This is a genomic window from Variimorphobacter saccharofermentans, from assembly GCF_014174405.1.
Lineage (GTDB): Bacteria > Bacillota > Clostridia > Lachnospirales > Lachnospiraceae > Mobilitalea > Mobilitalea saccharofermentans.
Genome location: NZ_JACEGA010000001.1, coordinates 3,325,879 through 3,342,354, shown reverse-complemented (window position 1 = coordinate 3,342,354; position 16,476 = coordinate 3,325,879). Strand labels below are relative to the sequence as shown.

General features: G+C 40.4%; 11 protein-coding genes. All 11 read left to right on the top strand.

The window, feature by feature from the left end:
- Positions 1 to 160 precede the first annotated feature (160 nt).
- The 11 genes from H0486_RS14455 (at position 161) to H0486_RS14405 (ending at position 16,456) form a co-directional block, all read left to right on the top strand.
- The gene (locus H0486_RS14455) at positions 161 to 1,201 is read left to right on the top strand and encodes a LacI family DNA-binding transcriptional regulator (protein WP_228353664.1); all 1,041 of its coding nucleotides are present in this window, start codon (positions 161 to 163) and stop codon (positions 1,199 to 1,201) included.
- A gap of 363 nt (positions 1,202 to 1,564) precedes the next feature.
- Positions 1,565 to 4,540 (top strand): extracellular solute-binding protein, encoded by a 2,976-nt coding sequence (locus H0486_RS14450; protein ID WP_228353663.1) that lies wholly within the window; start codon positions 1,565 to 1,567, stop codon positions 4,538 to 4,540.
- A 12-nt stretch (positions 4,541 to 4,552) separates the two neighbouring features.
- A complete protein-coding gene (locus tag H0486_RS14445) occupies positions 4,553 to 5,482 on the top strand; it encodes a carbohydrate ABC transporter permease (protein WP_228353662.1) in 930 nt (309 codons plus the stop codon).
- A gap of 1 nt (position 5,483) precedes the next feature.
- On the top strand, positions 5,484 to 6,374 hold the full coding sequence (locus H0486_RS14440; RefSeq protein WP_228353661.1) for a carbohydrate ABC transporter permease: 891 nt from the start codon (positions 5,484 to 5,486) through the stop codon (positions 6,372 to 6,374).
- A 14-nt stretch (positions 6,375 to 6,388) separates the two neighbouring features.
- Positions 6,389 to 7,861 (top strand): NHL repeat-containing protein, encoded by a 1,473-nt coding sequence (locus H0486_RS14435; RefSeq protein ID WP_228353660.1) that lies wholly within the window; start codon positions 6,389 to 6,391, stop codon positions 7,859 to 7,861.
- On the top strand, positions 7,854 to 8,477 hold the full coding sequence (locus H0486_RS14430; RefSeq protein WP_228353659.1) for a Yip1 family protein: 624 nt from the start codon (positions 7,854 to 7,856) through the stop codon (positions 8,475 to 8,477). Before H0486_RS14435 ends, H0486_RS14430 begins: the two co-directional genes overlap by 8 nt.
- 12 nt (positions 8,478 to 8,489) lie before the next feature.
- Positions 8,490 to 11,075, top strand: coding sequence for a DUF5696 domain-containing protein (locus H0486_RS14425; protein WP_228353658.1), 2,586 nt, complete (start codon positions 8,490 to 8,492; stop codon positions 11,073 to 11,075).
- On the top strand, positions 11,072 to 11,977 hold the full coding sequence (locus tag H0486_RS14420; protein WP_228353657.1) for a carbohydrate ABC transporter permease: 906 nt from the start codon (positions 11,072 to 11,074) through the stop codon (positions 11,975 to 11,977). Before H0486_RS14425 ends, H0486_RS14420 begins: the two co-directional genes overlap by 4 nt.
- Positions 11,978 to 11,992: 15 nt before the next feature.
- Entirely contained in the window at positions 11,993 to 12,982 is a 990-nt protein-coding gene (locus H0486_RS14415) for a carbohydrate ABC transporter permease (protein ID WP_228353656.1), read from the top strand.
- Positions 12,983 to 13,037: 55 nt separating this feature from the next.
- Entirely contained in the window at positions 13,038 to 14,516 is a 1,479-nt protein-coding gene (locus H0486_RS14410) for an ABC transporter substrate-binding protein (RefSeq protein ID WP_228353655.1), read from the top strand.
- Between the two features lie 269 nt (positions 14,517 to 14,785).
- Complete coding sequence (locus H0486_RS14405; protein WP_228353654.1) at positions 14,786 to 16,456, top strand: glycosyl hydrolase; 1,671 nt, start codon at positions 14,786 to 14,788, stop codon at positions 16,454 to 16,456.
- The last annotated feature ends 20 nt before the right edge of the window (positions 16,457 to 16,476 follow it).

The following is a 16,476-nucleotide window of genomic DNA, read 5'->3' as shown; positions in this document are numbered from 1 at the left end:
CGAAAATATAGTAGACTTCGATTATATTACATTTGGTGCAAGACTTTACAAATACCTACATAATGTACAGATTCTGCATGAATCGGATGTAACGGTTAAAGAATATGCTCTGTCTTGCTGTATATCTGACATATGTAATGATGGGAGGAGATGAACGTCAATGAAGAAGGTAACAATCCAGGACGTGGCAAAGGAGCTGAACCTGTCCAGGAATACCGTTGCAAAAGCTTTGAATAACTCGGATACTGTTTCCTATGAGACTCGGTATGTAGTTATTGAAAAAGCATATGAGATGGGCTATTCCAAGCTGTCCCCAGTGGTACTCAATGAATTCAAATTAAGAAATAAAGTGGATGAGACAAAAACTATTGTTGTATTGACCAGAAGAGAGATATCTGTTTTTTGGAATAGTATTATTATGGGTATTTCCGATGAGTTAAATAAATATGGATGTAAGCTTCAGTTTAATTTTATCAGTGAGCAGGATGAAAGCAGTCTTACCATGCCTCTGGATTTACAAGCAGATGTGGACGGTATTATTATACTTAGCGTCTTTTCCCATGAATATGTCAAAGAGATTGTTAAGCGCAATATACCAATAGTATTTCTTGATGGTCCAAGTAATCTTGAATGCTTTTCTGAATACGGTGATGTAATTGTCTGCGAAGGTTATAATAGTGTCAGGAAGATTACGAATAGTCTGATTGATCAGGGAATGAAACGGATTGGTTTTATCGGAGATGCGACCTATTGTAAGACGATTTGTGATCGGTATGCAGGATATATAAGTGCATTACACTACGCAGGAATAAAGGTGGATGAATCGATTATTGCCAATTATCATCCAGAGCATAAGTTCTATAAGACGGAAGAAGTGGAATTTGCGTTGAGTAACTTTCCGACTATGCCGGAAGCAATTGTATGTGCAAATGATGACATTGCGTTGGATGTAATCAGATGTCTTAAAGCGAGAGGCTTGTCCGTACCTCAGGATGTGGCTGTTACAGGATATGATAATGTTGAGAGCATGGCACAGGTGGAACCTTTTCTGACTACAGTTCGTGTCGGAAATCAGAGACTTGGTAAGAGACTGGTTCAACAGCTAATATGGAGAATTCAAAATCCTCAATTCCCGATGGAAGTGATATTTGTGGGAGTGGAGGTAATATTCCGTAATTCTTCCAATAAAAATATGAAATAGGATTCGCATAGTAAATAGCAATATAAGGAAATATAATTGATCAGAGTGTCAAAGGACAAAAATTATCTGCGTCTTTTTGATGCTCTATTTTTTTTGCTTAAAATGATTGCATTGAATATGCGTTATTTCTACATTTTATACCCATATATGATAAAATAACGCATGGTAAATGCGATTTAGTTTAATTATTGAATTATTGGTATTTTACCTATAATAATTAAAACTATTCGCTTATAATTAATAAAAATCACAAATTTTAATATTGTATTTCTGGAAACTCTGTGCTACAATGCACACATGGGATATTTAAATGCATTATTAAATGCACATTAATGCACTATGTAGAGAGGAAAGGGAAACAGCATGAAGGGGATTAGGCAAGGAAAACGACTAATTGCAATAGTACTTATTATTGCGCTTGGTTGGAGCAATGTTGTTATGAGTAAGTATACGGTTAGTGCAAAAACAGATACTTCTCTTGATGAATATAAGGCATTGTTAAGTGGGATCAGTATGGATGGTTTGGACTATCATGAGTATCTGTCCCTATATGATGAAGCAAAAAAGCCGGATGCGGAATATGTAATTGAAGCAAAGGATTATGTCCGTACGGAAGACATGGAAGTAAAAGAATATGTAGACTATGAGGGTATGGAGGGAACCTCTGTATATACAGACGAGCAGGGGTTAATTGAATATGAGGTTACGATTAAGGAAGAGGGGTTTTATGATATTTCTCTTCTTTATTATCCAGTAGAAGGGAAAAGTGCTTCCATACAAAGAGGATTTTTCATTGACGGAGTACTTCCGTATGAGCAGTTAAGCATGATTGAGTTTTCAAGAATTTGGGTAAATGCAGTTGATGAATGGCAAACGGATAAAAACGGTAATGATTTGAAACCAAAGCAGGTGGAAGCTCCGGAATGGATCACAAGCTATTTATATGATAGCGAGGGTTATGAAACCAGAAGACTTTCCGTTTATTTTACTGCTGGAACACATACCATAACCATCTATTCACGAAGAGAGCCCATGCTTCTTCGAAAAATAATTCTAAATAATACAGATGATGTGAAGAAATACAGTGAGGTAAAGGCAGCACTTGATGCAAAGGGAGCAAAGGATACGACAGATCAGCTGATCACTATCCATGCTGAAGAAGCGGATCGTAAATCATCCCAGATGTTATATCCCTCACAGGATAAATCCTCACCTGCAGTATATCCTTACAGTGCGAAGCTGTTAAAGAATAACACCATCGGCAGCAATAGTAATTGGCGAATCGTAGGACAATGGCTTGAATGGGATTTTGAGGTTGAGGAAACCGGCTACTATTACATAACCATGCATGCTCGTCAGAACTTCGTGAGAGGTATCTATACTTCCAGGAAAATAACCATTGATGGTCAGGTACCCTTTGAGGAGATGAGTGATTATGGATTTCGATACGAGAACGATTGGCATATGAAAACCCTGAAAAGTGAAGAAGGGGAGGAATATCGTTTTTATCTTGAAGCTGGTAAACATACGCTGAGAATGGAAGTGGTTCTCGGAGAGTTTTCGGATATCATTAGCGATGTACAGGATGCCGTAAGAGACTTAAACAATATCTACAGCAAAGTGATTCGTATCACCGGTGTGGAACCGGACAAATACCGTGATTATAATCTGGAAAGAAGCTTGCCTGGATTGGCTGATGAACTTAAGGTTGTCAGGGACAATCTTGAAAATGCAATAGAGCGGTTATCCAAGGTCGCAGGTAAGGGAAGCAATCGTGAAGCGGTTCTTACCGCTATGGTCCAGACCTCGGATGAGCTGATTGCGGATGTTGAGCGTTTCACTAAGCAGCTGGCTGGCTTCAAGATGGATGTCAGTGCGGTAGGAACCTGGGTTACACAAGCTTTGGAACAGCCACTGGCTCTGGATACCATCTATATTCATTCACCCAATACGGATGTACCGAAGATGAATGACTCCCTGCTCGACCGGTTTGTACATATGGTTAAGAGTTTATTCTATTCCTTTGTAATAGATTACAATACGGTAGCAACAGAGACAGAAGGGGAGGAATCAAAAGAAATTACGGTATGGATCGGAACCGGACGTGATCAGGCAAATGTGTTAAGAGCCTTAGCGAATGAAAGCTTTACGCCGGAGACCAATATCGGAGTAAAAATCCAGCTGGTGGACATGAATACCTTGTTGCAGGCTACATTATCTGGACAGGGGCCGGATGTGGCGGTACAGGTTACCAATATCACCTATCAAAACAATGTGGCAGTTCAAGTGGCGAATGACCTTCCGATGAATTACGGTTTACGTGATGCAGTCGTTGACCTTACGGAATTTGAAGATTTGCCCGAGGTAAAGAAATTATTCCGTGAAAGCGCTATGGTTCCCTACGAATTCGATGGTCATACTTTTGCACTCCCAGAGACAGAGTCCTTCCCTATGATGTTCTATCGCAAGGACATCCTGAGTGAGCTTGGAATTAAAGTTCCGACTACATGGGATGAGATGAAGGTGGCATTGTCTGTATTGTTTAAAAATCAGATGGATTTGGGCATGCTTCCGACAAATGATCAAGTATTTACGATGCTGTTATATCAGAATGGCGGCACCTACTATAACGAAGATGCTACCAAATCCGCACTGGATAGTGATGTTGCAATCCGCACCTTTAAGGAATATTGCGAGTACTATACAGATTATAGGCTGGAGCGGGAGGTAGCAGTGGATCAGCGTCTGCGTAATGCAGAATCACCCATTATTATTGCAGATTATACACTTTATAATCAGCTTCAGGTATCTGCACCTGATATTAAGGGCTTATGGGGCTTCTCCATGGTTCCTGGTACGGTAAAGGAAGATGGTACCGTGGATCATAGTGTGTCCAGTACTGGTACAGCGACGGTTATGATGAGTCAGACTGATCAAAAGGAAGCTGCCTGGGAGTTCATGAAATGGTGGGTATCTACGGAGACTCAGACACAATACGGGCGTGAGATGGAGGCATTAATGGGTGCGGCTGCTCGTTATCCCACGGCAAATATTGAAGCCTTTAACAATCTGCCATGGCCTTCTGATGACTATCAGGCTTTACAAGAGCAAATTAAATGGGTGAAAGGCATTCCTCAGGTTCCAGGAGGCTATTATTCCTGGCGTAATGTTAATAATGCCTTTTATAAGGTGGTTGTTGCAGAGGACAAGAATAAGATGCAGCCGCGGGAAGCACTCACTGATTATGTGCGATATATCAACGAGGAGATTACGTTTAAAAGAGAGGAGTTTGGTCTGCCAACCGCAGAGGAGGCATCCTCCGGCAGCCAGAAGAATTAAGGGAGAGGTCAGATGAAAAAGATGCAGAACAAATCAAATCAAGGCAGTGAATGGTCGCTGGGCAATAGAATAAAACGAAATAAAGCATCTTATGTCATGCTTGCACCATACTTTATTCTATTTTTCTTCTTTACAGTGTTACCAGTGCTTACATCTACAGCACTGAGCTTTACCAACTTCAATGTATTGGAGCCTCCGAAATTTATATTCTGGGAGAATTATATCAGATTGTTTTTAAACGATGATATATTCAAAATAGCATTGAAAAACACGTTGGTTTTTGCGGTTATAACAGGACCTATCAGCTATTTTATGTGTCTGGTATTTGCGTGGATTATCAACGAATTCAAGGGGAAGACAAGAGCATTTTTGACGTTAATCTTCTATGCTCCATCCATATCGGGTAATGCATACATCGTATGGAATCTAATTCTGAAGGGAGATCGCTTTGGATATTTGAATGGTCTTCTGTTGAAATGGGATTTCATACAAAGTGCAGTCATCTGGATGAAAACGGAGAAATACGTGCTTCCCATGCTGATTATCGTACAGCTGTGGCTGAGTCTTGGAACCGGCTTCTTAACCTTTATCGCCGGTCTCCAGACGGTTGACAAGACCTTATATGAAGCGGCGGCAGTGGATGGTATTAAGAACCGCTGGCAGGAATTATGGTATATTACTTTGCCATCCATGAAGCCTCAACTGATGTTCGGTGCTGTAATGCAGATTACACAAGCCTTTGCCGTCTCGGATATCTCCATACAGTTAGCCGGTAATCCCAGTGTAAATTATGCAGGTACCACGATCGTTACCCACCTTTTGGACTATGGTTCCATTCGTTATGAAATGGGTTATGCATCTGCAATCGCCGTAATCCTGTTCCTTCTGATGATTGGTACGAATAAGCTGATACAGAATGTACTTAGAAAGGTAGGTAACTGACATGGCAAAAGATTACATGAAGCCAAGAAGGCGGCTGTTTCGTAAGAGACAGAAAACTCTGAACCGTTCCATGGCAGGAAATGCTACTTTGTTCTTCTTCATGGCGTTCTGTGCTGTTTTCATGGTGTTGCCGCTGGTAATGGTAATAAATAATGCATTTAAGCCATTGGATGAGCTATTTCGATATCCTCCAACAATCTTTGTAAGAAACCCAAGTATGGATAACTTTCATGATTTGCTTATCATCATGTCCAATTCCTGGGTACCATTAGCCCGTTATATCGTAAATACCCTGATTATTACTGGTGGAGGTACCTTGGGACATGTAATTATTGCTTCTCTGGCGGCGTATCCGTTGGCAAAGCATCAATTTCCAGGAAAGAAATTCTTGTTCAGCATGGTTGTATTATCAATTATGTTTTCCTGGCAGGTGACTCAGATACCAAATTATCTGATTATTTCAAAGCTACATATCAATAATACCTATTGGGCCTTGATATTACCTGCATGTGCATATGGACTTGGATTGTATCTGATGAAGCAGTTTATGGAGCAAATACCGGATTCCCTCATTGAATCTGCAAGACTGGATGGTGCAACGGAGTATAAGATATTCTGGAGAATTATTATGCCGAATGTAAAACCTGCTTGGCTGACCTTAGCAGTATTGCAATTCCAGACCGTATGGGGAAATACCGGTAATGTATTCCTGCGTGATGAGGAGTTAAAGCCTTTACAGTATGCGCTTCAGCAGATAGTAAACGGAGGTCCCGCGAGACAGGGCGCCGGAGCTGTAGTTACCTTAATTATTGCAGCAGTTCCGATTACCTTCTTCGTTATATGCCAAAGTAGCATAATTGAAACAATGACGACATCAGGTATGAAGGATTAGGAGGAAGCTTGTAAATGAAAAAGAAAAAATTAATTTTAATCCCGATGTTCATCCTACTACTTTCATTCAACACCATCAACGCATCAGCGAATACGAATGTTCCGTATCAAACCTATAATTATGATTATTGGAATGATATTAATTACACACCGGCAGCATATATTCCGGATGGCAATATCTCCGGAAAGGATATGGGGATTGATGTATTATCCAATCCACAGGATTTGTTTGTTGCAGAGGATGGAAGAGTCTATATAGCAGATACCGGTAACAATCGTATCGTGGTACTGAATGATGCGATGCAGCTCGAAAAAGTCATTGACACCTTTGATAATCAAGGCACGGCAGACTCTTTTAAGACTCCGTCGGGCATCTATGTAACAGGAGATAATGAGCTTTATATCGCTGACACGGATAATTTTCGTGTTGTGGCGCTGAACGAAGATGGATCTCTATTGAAAATCATCAGCGATCCAACTTCGGAGGTTCTGGAGGAAGGCTTTGTATTTGCACCTCTGAAGGTGACCGTGGATTATGCAGACAGAGTATATATCATCGCAAAGAATATGTTTCAGGGCATTATGGCCTTTGACGAAAATTCACAATTTACCGGGTTTTCCGGAACGATTAAAGTAACAATCAGCTTATATGAGAAAATCTGGAGGAGATTTTCTACCAAGGCACAGAGACAAAGACAGATTCAGTTTATCCCCACCGAGTTCACGGGAGTGGATATGGCACCGGACGGTTTCATTTATGCAACCAATGTGGATGCCTCTGGCTCACAATCCGTTCGTAGATTGAATCCAAAGGGTCAGGATGTAATCAAGAAAAACAATGATAAGAATAAAGCTGGGAAATTAAGCGGAGATCTGTATTGGAGAATGGGAAGTCAGTTTTCCGGTCCTTCCAGAATTGTTGATATTGTATATCGTGATAATGGAATTTATTCCGTAGTGGATATGACAAGAGGACGTATTTTTACATATGACCATGAGGGAAATATCTTATATATATTCGGAGGTATGGGAAGCCAGGAAGGAACCTTTCAGAATCCGGTGGCCATAGAAGAAAAAGGAGGCCATATTCTGGTTCTGGATTCCTATCGTGGTGAGATCGTAACCTTTGTACCGACACAATACGGTAGATTAATCAATGAAGCTGTGGCACTACGTTACGATGGGGATGAAGCGTCAGCCGTAGCTCTGTGGCGAGAAGTACTTAAGCTTGATTCCAATTTTGAGCTGGCGTATGTAGGAATTGGGAAATCCTATCTGGCAGCAGGCGATAACAAAAATGCCATGAAATATTTGAAGCTTGGAATGAACCGGGAATATTACTCCATAGCCTTCAAGCGTTATCGTGATGAAATATTGAGGGATAACCTAAGTTATATTCTTACCGGACTGTTATTGCTTGTTGTAGCACTGTTTATATGGAAAAAGATCAAGAACAGGAAAGGGAAGGGAGCAGGTGATTATGAGTAAGAAGGAAAAATTACTATATCCGTTTTATGTTATAACCCATCCCTTTGAGGGCTTTTATGAAATAAGACATAGAGGAAAAGGAAGTGTTCGATTAGCGCTACTGTTAGTATTGCTATTTGGTCTATCCTTCTCTATTAATCGGAGGTATGCAAGCTTTGTCGTAAATCCGGTGAATCCGCTATCGGTAAATTCGTTGGTAGAGATTATGGGTTTATTCGTGGTTGTCTTATTGCTAGCTACGGCAAATTGGTCCATAACCTGTTTAATGGAAGGGGAAGGAAGATTCAAGGATATTGTTACCGTAATCGGATATTCCATGCTCCCTATGGTCCTTACCTATATACCTGCCACCATAATATCCTGGTTTATTGCAGCTGATGAGGAGGCAATCTACTATCTTCTGACTACCTTGCCAATCCTTTATTTTGCAATTTTGCTGTTAATAGGAATTATGGTTATACATAATTTTGGCCTTGGAAAAACAATTGCTACAATCTTGTTTTCATTGATTGCCTTTATACTGATAATCTTTGTGATTTTATTGATGTTCTCATTAGTGCAGCAAGTTATGCTATTTCTCCGAAGCGCTTATGATGAGTTGATACTGAGAGTATAGGGGGGCAGGACTGTGAAGAAAAATATGAAACTCCGACTAATTATCGTACTGGTAATCGTCCTCGCTGTGGCAGGATATGCTGCATATTTATGTGTTCACTATTTTTTTTATAACGAGTACAGAAAATATTTACCGGAATATACCTTTGAAGAAGGTAATGAATTTAAAGAGCTGAAAGATGATAGTCCGAATGTAGAAGGAATGATTTTAGCAGCAGAGAATGATTATCTAAAGCTATATACCAATACCACAACGACAGAAATTGCAATCTATGATAAGAGATCCGGTGCAATTACCTATTCCAACCCAGTGAATCGGTCAGATGATCCGATAGCAAGCGGTAATAATATGGTAGATCTGAATTCTCAATTTGTACTTACCTATTATGATATCAGTATGACTGAAATCAAGATGTATAACTATGATTACAGTGTTGAAAAGGGACAGTATGAAATTGAAAGACTAAAGGATGGAATTCGATATACCTATTTGCTCGGCAATATGGAGAACCCAACAGGATTGATTCCTTTGTATATCACGGAGGAACGGTTGCAGGAGAAGATCCTAAGCAAATTAACTGACAAGGAAGCAAGGAGTATCCGAACCAGTTATGTGAAATCTAAGGATATTGATGGCTTTCTGGAGCTGGCATCAGGAGTAAAGGGTAGTAAGGTAGGTCTTCAGAAGATGAATAAATTAATTGAGAAGGCCGGCTATACACAGGCAGATTATGATGAAGATGCTGCGGCTGCATCCGGTGGTGAGATTCCAGAACGTACCACCTTTACTATTCCTTTGGAATATCGTCTGGTAGAAGATCGGTTGGAGGTTACCATCCCCACCAGCGGAATAAAGGAGACCGGCAGCGGAAGATTGAGTAATATCAGCTTACTGTGCTATTTTGGTGCCGGTGGTTCCGATGAAGAAGGGTATATTATGGTACCGAACGGTTCTGGTTCCCTTATCAATTTTAACAATGGGAAAAAAACAGAACGCTATAATCAATATGTATATGGAATGGATGAGACGACACAATCCTTTACAAAGGTAGAGGATACGGAAAAGGCAAGGCTGCCTGTTTATGGAATTAAGCATGCTGATTCCGCAGTATTTGCTGAAATAACCAGTGGAGAAGCCATGGCGGATATCGTGGCAAATGTCTCCGGCAACACCAATAGCTATAATAACGTTTATGCAGACTTTCTAATCAGAGGATCGGAAGAGGTGTATATGTTCGGTGCCAGTGGTGTATCGGCTGACCTTCCAACCTTGGAAAAGGACATCTATCAGATGGACTTAACTGTTTCCTTCGCATTTCTGAATGGTGAGGAAGCAGATTACTCAGGAATGGCGAATTATTATCGCAATCAATTAATCGAGCGTGGAGAATTAACTCAAAAAGAAGAGGAAGAAGCGCTTCCTTTCTATTTGGATATTGTTGGTGGAATACAGAGACAGGAAAGCTTTCTGGGTACACCGTATACCAGTGTGTATGCAATGACCACCTTTGATGAAGCTGGAATGATAGTGGATGCATTGTCCGATAAGCAGATACAGAACATCCGAATGAATTATCTTGGCTGGTTCAATAACGGCTATTATCACGATGTTGCTTCCAATATTAAAGTGGATCGTGAGCTTGGTGGAAAACGAGACCTTAAGAAGCTTTATAGCAAAATGAACGATGCAGGATACAGACTGTATGGGGATGTGGCATTCCAGAGAGTAAGCTATGCAGCGGAAGGTACCTTCAAATACAACTACAAAATGGAAAATGCCCAGTACTATGCCGGATATCCCATCGGCCTTGGTATGACCAACCCGGTGTATCTGAGACAGAATGGAACCGGATATATGGAATCAATGTATAATGTGCTTTCGCCTAAATTCTTAGTGCGTTATGTAGATAAGTTCCTCGGAAAGATAGATAAGGTTGCTTTATCCGGTGTATCGTTACGTGATATGGGAGATATGCTGGCTTCCGATAAGAAGCGATCCAATATCATAAACAGAGAAAATACAAAATATGTTGTGCTGGGTCAGCTGGAGCGTCTGGATCAGCAAATAGATAATCTTATGATGAATGGAGGTAATTCATACTCCTTTAAATATGCTGAGGATCTAATCAATGTCCCGGCCAGCCATAATCCGTTTTATATCGTGGATGAGGAGATACCGTTCTACCAGATGGTGATTCATGGCAGCATTGATTATACAACAGGAGCGATCAACTTAAGCGACAGCTATGATAAACAGGATATCCTACTTCGTATGTTGGAATTTGGAACAGCTCCTCACTTTACGCTTTCCTATGAAGAGTCAAGCGATATGAAATATACCGGTATGAATTATATGTACACCACCCAGTATACGACCTGGCTGGAGGATGCTGCTGAATTATATCAAAGTGCCAATAAGGTTCTGAAGCATGTGGTGAATAGTGCCATAACAGACCACAGCATTCTTGGTAACGGGGTTAGGAAAGTTACATACGATAACGGGGTTACCATCTATATCAATTATAACGGGGAAGATAAGGACATTGAGGGAGTTACAATACCGTCAATGGGTTATGTATTAGAGGGGGTTGCAGAATGAAGAATAAGAGACTAACACTTATGCAGAAACGGGCGATAGCCGGATACCTCTTTATACTACCCTGGTTCCTTGGTTTTGCTATTTACTACATAAAAAGCTTGCTACAAACAATACAATTCTCTCTCAGCAGAATCGATATTGCGGAGACAGGAGGGTATAAGGCGACCTTTATTGGGTTGGATAACTATAAATACGCGCTGTTTGAGCATGCCAGCTTTAATCAAGTATTTGTTAATTCGCTAAGAGATATTTTAATCGATGTACCATTTATTATCTTTTTCAGTTTGTTAATTGCCATATTGTTAAATGGCAAGTTTAAAGGAAGGGCTATGGTGCGGGCTATATTCTTCCTGCCTATTCTGCTTGGTTCTGGAGCAATTCTGCAAGCCTTGGAGCTTGCGACTCAAAATATACAGGGCGGAGCAGCAACCATGGTCGCTGAAATGGCACCTGTTTCCGGTGTTAATATGGATTACTTCTTTGAGATTTTGATGGACTTTGGATTGCCTGTAAATTTATTGGATTATATTACGGGACTGGTCGGAAGGATATATGAAATTGTCCGTTCCTCCAGTGTTCAGATTATTATTTTTATCGCTTCCCTGCAGTCCGTACCGTCAGCATTGTATGAAGTGTCAAAGATTGAAGGAGCAACCACCTATGAGACCTTCTGGAAAGTAACCTTTCCCATGGTATCACCACTGATTCTTACCAATGTAGTGTATACCATCATCGATTCCTTTGTGAATAGTGAGGTGGTTGATATGGCATATGAGGCGGCATTTACCAGTTATAACTATGGCTTAAGCGCCGCAATGAGTTTATTGAGTACTATTGTAGTATGCATTATTCTGGTAGTTGTCGGAGCGATCATTACTAAGAAAACCTTTTACTATAACTAGAAAGGAGGAACTGCTTTGAAAATCAATGAGTTAGCACTTCAGATAAAAAGGTTTAATGAAGATACGGTAATCATTAATAAAAGATCAAGATATGTGCATAAATTGAAGGCAATCCTCTTTTCCGTATTTCGATTTTTAATCCTACTGGGGATATCCTATATCATATTAGGTCCATTGGTCAGTATGATCAGTAGCTCGTTTTTTTCGCCGACGGATGTTTATAATCCCAGTGTATTTCTATTCCCATTAAAGCCTACTTTGGAAAACTACAGCTTATCCTTTATGCGTTTGGGATATTGGAAGACCCTGGGCTGGACATTGCTATATACCATCGGATTAACACTAATTCAAATTCTTATTACATCCATGGCTGGATATGGTTTTGCGAGATTTGAATTTCCTTTTAAGAGGCTGCTGTTCGGTTGTGTAATTATTACCATTGTATTACCTACTCATACTGTCATGCTACCGTTATATCAGCATTTCCGTAATTGGGATATGCTTGGACTGGTGAGTCTTTTTACGGGAAGTAAGGCGAATCTGTTATCTTCTGAAACACCGATGATACTCATGACGTTATTCGGAGTGGGATTACGTTCAGGATTATTTATTTATATTTTCCGTCAATTTTTCCGAGGGCTTCCGAAGGAGATTGAAGAGGCGGCCTTTATTGATGGAGCAGGAATGTTTTATACATACTCCAGGATAATGCTGGTTAATGCGATTCCATCCGTTGTTACAGTAACCGTATTTTCCATGGTTTGGCAGTATAATGACATGTTTTATTCCAGACTCTTTTCCATACCGTCGTCAAGAAATATCACCTTCCGGCTTTCTACACTATCAGCAACGGTTTCGTTCCTGGATGAAGTGAAGGATCCGATGGTAGCTCAGCTTTATGTGTATGCAGGAGTCATTTTGGTCCTGCTGCCAATTTTAGTGATTTATCTTATATTACAGAAGTATTTTATGGAAGGTGTGGAGCGTAGTGGTATCGTTGGATAACCCTCGTTCTGAGCTGACCTAAAATAAAGAAAATAATAAGAGGAGGAGAACTCAAATGAAAGGATTAAGTAAAAAGTTATTTGCTCTTTTACTGACACTTGTTATGGTAATTTCCCTTGTAGCATGTGGCAAAAAAGAAGAGACAACAAACACAGTAACAGAAACAACCCCTACAACTGCTCCAGTTGAAGAAGCAGAAGATGAAACAGAAGAGATTGCAGAGGCAACTCCGACAACCGCACCGGTTGAAGATAAGTATCCCGCATTCGATTTTGGCGGAAGAACGATTAAAGTCGGTATTTGGTGGGATTATTTCTACACTAGTGCCCATAAGGATATTAGTGAAGATCCTGGTATGACTAATGCTGAGACAGCACAGATGAAGCTTGATAATATACGAAGAATTGAAGAAAAATATAATTGCCGTATTGAGTACGTTAACTTAGGTTGGGATGGCATCATTGAAAGTATTAATACTTCTATTGCTGCCGGTACACCGGAGTGTGATATTTACTTATCTGACTTACAGTTTGGTATTCCTGCAGTTGTTAATGGTTTGGCTCAGGACTTAACCGCAATTGCACCCGAAGGCCTAGATTTATTCGGTGAGCAGAAAGTGCTTAAACCCCTTGATGCTCTTGGCGGTACTTATCTATTTACAGAGCAGGGCTTACCGGTGACCGGTATTTACTTAGGTTATAACTCTACCATGGTGGAATCCTTAGGCTTAGAGGATCCGCAGGAGTTGTTCGCGAAAGGTGAATGGACTTGGGATAAATTCGCTGAGTATACATTGGCAGGAACCAAGGATACAGATGGAAACGGAACAGTCGATGTGTATGGCTACGGTGGTATATTCACTGATTTAGTAAATGGTCTGGTTATGAACAATGGTGGTACGATAGCAGGAGAAAGTACAGAAGGCTTAAGCTCTCCCGCTGTAACAGAGGTACTTGAGTTTATCAACCGTATATACAATGTAGATAAATCTGCTCGTCCATGGAATCCGGATGACTGGAATGATAACCTGTTAGCATGGTCCGATGGTAAGGTTATGTTCTGGACCGCTCAGGCATGGTCATTAAAGCAGGAGGCAGATGCTGCTGTTGCGGAAGGCGCTGAATTGCCTTTCGAATATCGTGTAGTTCCTTATCCTCAGGGTCCTAGAGGGGATGGTAAGATTTACAGCCCTGTATCAGGTAACTGGTATTTCATCCCTGTTGGTGTTCAGGAGCCAGGTAAGGTATTACAAATCTTTGAAGAGTTCATGAATTGGCATGGTGGTGATACAGAATTAAGAGATGATCCGTCTTGGTTCGAAAGCTGCTTCCAGAGACTGGAAGATGTTGATGTTGCATACCAGACAGGTGTCAACCTAAAGCTGGATCCTTGGGGAAGCTTAGCTCCTAACTTTGATTTTGGTAATTCTGTATGGACTCCTATCGCTGTTAATAAGGATAAAACCGTAGCACAAGCAGTAGAAGCTGCAAAGCCTTCACTGCAGGACGCTTTAAATATATTCTATGGTAATTAAGTAATATAGATTAATTGGAAAAGGTTGCGGTATCAACGGGGAACCTTTTGGTACTGCAACCTTTTTTTGTAAAAATTATATTTATTTAATTAGATTCATGTGTTGCAGAGTTATGCTTTTTTGAATGAGTTAATAATTACTTTAGAATTCATTCGGGAGTGAAGTGTCATCTAGAGGATGATTCATTTGGTTTATTAATTGATTCAAGAAAGTTGTAGATTTTTGGTTGAATAACGCAACGAAACTATAGTAAGATGAAAAGGAGAAACATGAAAAAAGTACTATTTAATTCTGTTATTATTGCTTTGATATTACTTTTTGCTGCATGTAATTACGAGGATAATAGGAAAGATCTTGAAGAAACCATAGCTACCCCTGCTCTCCATAAAGAAGAAAAAGACGGGATGAATGATATTGATATGGGGGATGCGCTGGAAGAGAATACGACAGAAGAGAAAGAAACAGAAGAAGCAGATGAGGCAGATAAGGCAGATAAGGCAGATAAGGCATTGGAGATCTCAAGTATGGACATGCAATATAATCCTGACTTTCAATTGACGATAGAAGCAGAGGATGCAGAGTTTACTGGTAATATACATATAGAAAGCAAGAAAAAAGGCTATAGTGGGTCGGGTTATCTCACGGGAATGGAAACGGATTCGGATACAGTAACCTTTACAGTGGAGGTTCCGGGTGCAGGTGCATATGATCTAAACTTTATCAGCGCAGGGAATACGGGCTATAAAGAGAATAATGTTCTTGTTAACGGTGAAAATGTAGGAGTAACTGTTGTTGATGAGGATGATTTTACAGATTCGATATTGGAAAGGGTATACTTAAATTCTGGAATTAATAAGATTACGATTACCAAGAGCTGGGGTTGGATTTTACTTGATTCATTGAAAATAACTGCATCGGAAGATGCAGACCCTTCTATTTACCGTGTTAGTGCTGAGTTAGCCGATCCTAATGCATCGGAAGCGACCATACGATTAATGCAGTATCTGACGGATATATACGGGAAGTACATCATTTCCGGTCAGTATGGGGATCGTGGTAAGAATGGAAATGAATTCAAGGCGATTAATCAGGCAACCGGTAAATATCCAGCAATATTAGGCTTGGATTTTATAGAATATACTCCTTCAAGAGTAGCACATGGCTCAGTGAGTCACGATGTGGAATATGCATTGAACTTTCATCAAGAGGGGGGAATTGTGACTTTCTGCTGGCACTGGAATGCACCGGAGCCATATCTTGTGAACTCTTCAGATATTCCCTGGTGGAAAGGATTTTACACAGAAGGAACGAATATAGATTTGCAAAAAATAATGAAGGGTAAGGATCCCGAGGGTTATGAATTGTTATTAAGGGATATTGATACTATTGCATTTCAGTTAAAGAGGCTTCAAGCAGAGGATGTTCCGGTTTTGTGGAGGCCTCTACATGAGGCTAGCGGAGGCTGGTTTTGGTGGGGAGCATCCGGCCCAGAAGCATACATCGAGCTGTATCGGCTTCTTTTTGACCGGTTGACAAACTATCATCAAATTCATAATCTGATATGGGTATGGAATGGTCAGAATAAGGATTGGTATCCTGGTGACGAATACGTGGACATTATTGGAACGGATATTTATCCAGGAGAGAGGGTTTATAATTCCCAGTCCGCAAAGTTCAATGAATTAGTTCGCTGGAATGGTGATGTAAAAAAGCTTATTGCCATGACCGAGAATGGATGCTTGTTTGATCCGGATATGGCTGTTCGTGACAACGCTATGTGGTTGTATTTTGGCACCTGGGAAGGTGAATTCTTAGTTCAGGACAGTACCGATCAATTATCAGAAAAATATACTGAGACCGATATGATGGTGAAGGTCTATTCCAGTGACAAGGTAATCACTCTGGATGAATTACCTGATTTAAAAACCTATGGAAATTAATTTTAACATAAAGGAGAACG

Excerpts from the sequence above, each read along its gene's own strand:
- H0486_RS14440 (WP_228353661.1), top strand. The coding sequence starts at position 5,484 with ATGGCAAAAGATTACATGAAGCCAAGAAGGCGGCTGTTTCGTAAGAGA.
- H0486_RS14445 (WP_228353662.1), top strand. The coding sequence starts at position 4,553 with ATGAAAAAGATGCAGAACAAATCAAATCAAGGCAGTGAATGGTCGCTG.
- H0486_RS14410 (WP_228353655.1), top strand. The coding sequence starts at position 13,038 with ATGAAAGGATTAAGTAAAAAGTTATTTGCTCTTTTACTGACACTTGTT.
- H0486_RS14405 (WP_228353654.1), top strand. The coding sequence starts at position 14,786 with ATGAAAAAAGTACTATTTAATTCTGTTATTATTGCTTTGATATTACTT.
- H0486_RS14450 (WP_228353663.1), top strand. The coding sequence starts at position 1,565 with ATGAAGGGGATTAGGCAAGGAAAACGACTAATTGCAATAGTACTTATT.
- H0486_RS14435 (WP_228353660.1), top strand. The coding sequence starts at position 6,389 with ATGAAAAAGAAAAAATTAATTTTAATCCCGATGTTCATCCTACTACTT.
- H0486_RS14455 (WP_228353664.1), top strand. The coding sequence starts at position 161 with ATGAAGAAGGTAACAATCCAGGACGTGGCAAAGGAGCTGAACCTGTCC.
- H0486_RS14430 (WP_228353659.1), top strand. The coding sequence starts at position 7,854 with ATGAGTAAGAAGGAAAAATTACTATATCCGTTTTATGTTATAACCCAT.
- H0486_RS14420 (WP_228353657.1), top strand. The coding sequence starts at position 11,072 with ATGAAGAATAAGAGACTAACACTTATGCAGAAACGGGCGATAGCCGGA.